Genomic DNA, 4367 nt, shown 5'->3' on the forward strand with positions numbered 1-4367 from the left:
GCGCGCCCTGTCCGCCGCACGGGTCACCGCCCTACCATGACCGCGTGAACGACATCGACGCATGGGTGTGGTGGCTGGTCGGCGCGGGAGGGTTCAGGACAGCGGAAGGCCCTGCGCGGTCCAGCGGTCGCCGACCTGCTCGACGACGAGCGGGAGCCCGAAGCAGTGGGAGAGGTTGCGGGAGGTGAGTTCCAGCTCCAGCGGGCCGGCGGCGAGGACCTTGCCCTGACGGATCATCAGGACGTGGGTGAAGCCGGGGGCGATCTCCTCGACGTGGTGGGTGACCATGATCATCGATGGGGCGATGGGGTCGCGGGCGAGCCGGCCGAGGCGGCGGACGAGGTCCTCGCGGCCGCCGAGGTCGAGGCCGGCGGCGGGCTCGTCCAGGAGCAGCAGCTCGGGGTCGGTCATCAGGGCGCGGGCGATCAGGGTGCGCTTGCGCTCGCCCTCGGACAGGGTGCCGAAGCGGCGGTCGAGGTAGTCGGTCATGCCGAGGCGGTCGAGGAAGGCGCGGGCGCGCTGCTCGTCGACGTCCTCGTACTCCTCCTGCCAGCCGGCGGTCATGCCGTAGGCGGCGGTGAGCACGGTCTGCAGGACCGTCTGGCGCTTGGGGAGCTTCTCGGCCATGGCGATGCCGGCCATGCCGATGCGCGGGCGGAGCTCGAAGACGTCGGTGCCGGGCTTGCCGAGGGTCTCGCCGAGGATGGTGGCGGTGCCCGTGCTGGGGTAGAGGTAGCTGGAGGCGACGTTGAGGAGGGTGGTCTTGCCGGCGCCGTTGGGGCCGAGGATGACCCAGCGCTCGCCCTCCTTGACCGACCAGGAGACCTGGTCCACCAGAGCCCGGCCCTCGCGGACCACGGATACGTCCTGAAGCTCCAGAACATCGCTCATGAGCGCGTTGTCTCCCCTTGCAGTGTGCCGCCGGTCTCGGCTGTCGCGTACGCCTGTGGCTCGGTCCGCCGCGCCGGTGGGCGCAGCCCCCACCGAATCTACGCCACGCGATGGGCGGGCCGTTCCATCGGTCCGGTCCTTAGGGTGGAGACATGCTCTCGGAACCGCGCTCTGGTCGCCTTGCCGCTTGGGGAAATGCCCTGCTTGCCGGACTTGTCTCTCCGGACGACGCCGTGCTCGCCATCGTGGGCGAGGACGCCGTCCACCGGGTGGAGGGGCTGCCCGGCGAGACCGGGCCCGTCGGGCTGACGCTCGCGCTGGGGCGGCTGCGCGCGCTCGGGGTGAGCGCGCTGCGGGTGGCGCTGCCGGCGCCGGGGCATCCGCTGGGGCTGAGCGGGCCGCCGGAGTTCAACGCGCGGGCGCTTCAGGCCGAGGAGGCGGTGATCTGTCACGACGCGGCGTTCGGGCTGGTGCCGGAGGTGTCCGAGGCCGGGCCCGAGGGTGATGTGCACGTCGAGGTGGTGTGGCACGTGCTGCCGGTGCGCCAGGCGCCGCCGGCCGATGTGCCGTCGCTGGGCGAGGCCGAGCGGGAGCTGGCCCAGGCCCTGCGGGAGGCGACCGAGGTGCTGTCGAAGCTGGACGTCGCCGGGTCGGGGCCGGTGGCCGAGGCGGCGATCGACGCCTACCGGGCGCGGGCCGAGCGCGGCGGGGAGGTGCTGGCGCCGGGGTATCCGCCGCGGGCCGTGCGGGTGCTGGAGCTGGCGCAGCGGGTGGGGCTGCTGGTCTCGCTGGCGTACGACCACGGGCACGGGGGCGCGGTGAGCGCCTCGGAGATGGCGGCGCGGGGAGCGGCGTTGCGGCCGGTGGAGCGGACGGCTCGGCGGGCGCAGGTGGCGGCGTACAACGCCGTGGTGGAGGAGCGGGAGAAGAAGGTGCGGTGAGCGGCGGCTCGACGGCGCTGCGCCCCCGGGACGCCGAGCGGCCTCCCGGGGGAGCCGGGAGGCCGTGGGCATCGGTCCGGTGGGCCGGGTCAGTGGTTGAGGCCCAGGTTGCCGAAGGCGGGGTTCAGGACGCCGATGACGTTGACGCTGTTGCCGACGGCGTTGACCGGGATGTGGATCGGGGCCTGGACGACGTTGCCCGAGACGACGCCCGGGGAGCCCTTGGCGGCGCCGGCGGCCGAGGCGCCGTCGTGGGCGGAGGCCATTCCGGCGCCGGCGGCCACGATCCCGCCGGCCACCATCGTCACAGCCGCTGCCTTCTTCAGGTTCTTCACTTCTCAGCCCTTCTGGTGTTCGCCACGGCAGTCGCCGCAGCACGCACTGGAGAACGGCCGGGGCGGGCGGAGGATGCGCCATCCGGGGGACATTCCCACGACGGTATGAATCTCAGTCCGGAGGGGAACCTTCCGCATTGCCGTGCGGGGCGGCGGGGTCGTGCGTGCCGGGCGTGGCTCAGCCGGTCACCCCGTGGCGTACGGCCCACAGCGCGGCCTGGGTGCGGTCGGCCAGGTCGAGCTTCATCAGGATGTTCGACACATGGGTCTTCACGGTCTTCTCGGACAGGACCAGCGCGCGGGCTATCTCGCGGTTGGAACGGCCGTCCGCTATGAGTCCCAGGACCTCCCGCTCCCGTTCGGTCAGGGAACTGCCCCGCCCCTGCGTGGGGCCGGACCCCTCGTCGGACAGCAGGGCGCCCGCCACCTCCGGCTGGAGCAGGATGTGGCCCGCGTGCACGGAGCGGATCGCGCCCGCGAGCGCGTCGGGATCGACGTCCTTGTAGACGTACCCGGCAGCGCCCGCGCGCAGGGCCGGGACCACCGTGCGCTGCTCGGTGAAGCTGGTGACGATCAGCACGCGCGCGGGGTTGTCGAGTTCCCGCAGCCGGCGCAGCGCCTCGACGCCGTCCATGACCGGCATCTTCACGTCCATGAGGACGACGTCGGGCCGCAGCTCCTCGGCGCGGGCGACCCCCTCGGCGCCGTCCGCCGCCTCGCCGACGACCTCGATGTCGTCCTGCACCTCCAGGAAGGTGCGCAGGCCCCGGCGCACCACCTGGTGGTCGTCGACGACCAGCACCTTGATTGGCTCAGCCACCGGGGGCCTCCATCTCGATCGTGGTGCCCTTGCCGGGCGCCGAGTCCACCGTGAGTCTGCCGCCGGCCCCGCTCGCGCGGTCCCGCATGGACACCAGGCCCAGGTGGCGGCCCGCGCTGCGCACGGCCCGCGGGTCGAAGCCCTTGCCGTCGTCGGTGACGCGCAGCACGGCGCCGCGGCCGCGGCGCTCGAGGGTGACGTCGACGTGGGCGGCTCCCGAGTGCCGCAGCGCGTTGTGCAGGGCCTCCTGGGCCACGCGCAGCACGGCCTCCTCCTGGGCGGTCGGCAGGGCGCGGAAGCCGCGGACGGTGAAGGTCACGCGCGCGGCGTGGGCGCGGTCGAGGACCTGGATCTGGGTGCGCAGGGTGGCGACCAGCCCGTCCTCCTCCAGGGCCGCCGGGCGCAGCTCCACCACGGCGGCGCGCAGCTCGTCGGCGGCCTCGGCGGCCAGCGCCGCGACCTGCTGCAGCTCGCCCTTGGCGCGCGCCGGGTCGCGGTCGACGAGGGCGGCGGCGGCCTGGGCGGTCAGGCGCAGGGAGAACAGCTTCTGGCTGACGGCGTCGTGCAGCTCGTGGGCGAGGCGGGAGCGCTCCTCGGCGATGGTCAGCTCGCGGCTGCGCTCGTAGAGGCGGGCGTTGGTCAGCGCGATCGCGGCGTGCTGGGCGAGGATCGCGAGCAGCTCCTCGTCCTCCTCGGTGAACCCGCAGCCGCCCTGCGGCCTGGGGCAGCGCTTGTTCGCCAGGAACAGGGCGGCGATGACCTCGTCGCCGTCGCGCACGGGCAGGCCCAGGAAGTCGGCCAGTTCGGGATGGGCGGACGGCCAGCCCTCGAAGCGGGGGTCCTTGCGCACGTCGGCCAGGCGCTGGGTCTTGGCGTCGTGCAGCATCGCCGCGAGGATGCCGTGCTGGCGCGGGAGGGGGCCGATGGCGCGCCACTGCTCGTCGCTGACGCCGTCCACCACGAACTGGGCGAAGCCGCCGTGGTCGTCGGGGACGCCGAGGGCGGCGTACTGCGCGTCGAGCAGCTCACGGGCCGAGGCGACGATCGTCTTCAGGACGTCGCGCACCTCCAGGTGCCTGCTCATGGCCAGCAGCGCGTCGCTCACGGCGGCGAGGCCGGACCGGGGTCCTCGACTCATGCCCTCACGGTACCGGCGGGCTGTGACAGCGGGATCGGCCTCGCGTCCGCCCCGCCCGGGGCGGTGGAACCAGGTTCTGTCTCTTTTACACAATTCCCAGCCCACGAGGCAGGCAGGAACCCCGGAAGCCGTCTTTTGCTTGTGAAAAAAAAATGGCAAGTAGACCGGTCACTTATACACATCTCCAATCCCACGAAACTCTTGAGCGACTTTTATGCCGTCATCTGCTTGTTGATAGAAAG

General features: G+C 72.8%; 5 protein-coding genes. 1 reads left to right on the forward strand and 4 read right to left on the reverse strand.

Annotated features, from left to right (window positions below):
* Positions 1–93: 93 nt before the first annotated feature.
* On the reverse strand, positions 94–891 hold the full coding sequence (locus GV126_RS08470; RefSeq protein WP_159664101.1) for an ABC transporter ATP-binding protein: 798 nt from the start codon (positions 889–891) through the stop codon (positions 94–96).
* Between the two features lie 152 nt (positions 892–1043).
* Here GV126_RS08470 and GV126_RS08475 point away from each other — a divergent pair, with 152 nt between their 5' ends.
* A complete protein-coding gene (locus tag GV126_RS08475; RefSeq protein WP_159664103.1) occupies positions 1044–1832 on the forward strand; it encodes an Rv1486c family protein in 789 nt (262 codons plus the stop codon).
* 89 nt (positions 1833–1921) lie between these two features.
* Here the strand turns inward: GV126_RS08475 and chpE are convergent, their stop codons facing one another.
* From chpE to GV126_RS08490, 3 genes are all read right to left on the reverse strand, one after another.
* A complete protein-coding gene (gene chpE, locus GV126_RS08480) occupies positions 1922–2167 on the reverse strand; it encodes a chaplin ChpE (protein ID WP_159664105.1) in 246 nt (81 codons plus the stop codon).
* A 178-nt stretch (positions 2168–2345) separates the two neighbouring features.
* Positions 2346–2987 carry a response regulator gene (locus GV126_RS08485; RefSeq protein ID WP_159664107.1) on the reverse strand — a complete coding sequence of 214 codons (642 nt, stop codon included), beginning with the start codon at positions 2985–2987 and terminating at the stop codon, positions 2346–2348.
* Entirely contained in the window at positions 2980–4125 is a 1146-nt protein-coding gene (locus GV126_RS08490) for a GAF domain-containing sensor histidine kinase (RefSeq protein WP_159664109.1), read from the reverse strand. The genes GV126_RS08485 and GV126_RS08490 overlap by 8 nt, the downstream gene beginning before the upstream one ends.
* Positions 4126–4367 lie beyond the last annotated feature (242 nt).

The sequence above is a fragment of the Streptomyces mexicanus genome, assembly GCF_902506575.1.
In the GTDB taxonomy this organism is placed as follows: domain Bacteria; phylum Actinomycetota; class Actinomycetes; order Streptomycetales; family Streptomycetaceae; genus Streptomyces; species Streptomyces mexicanus.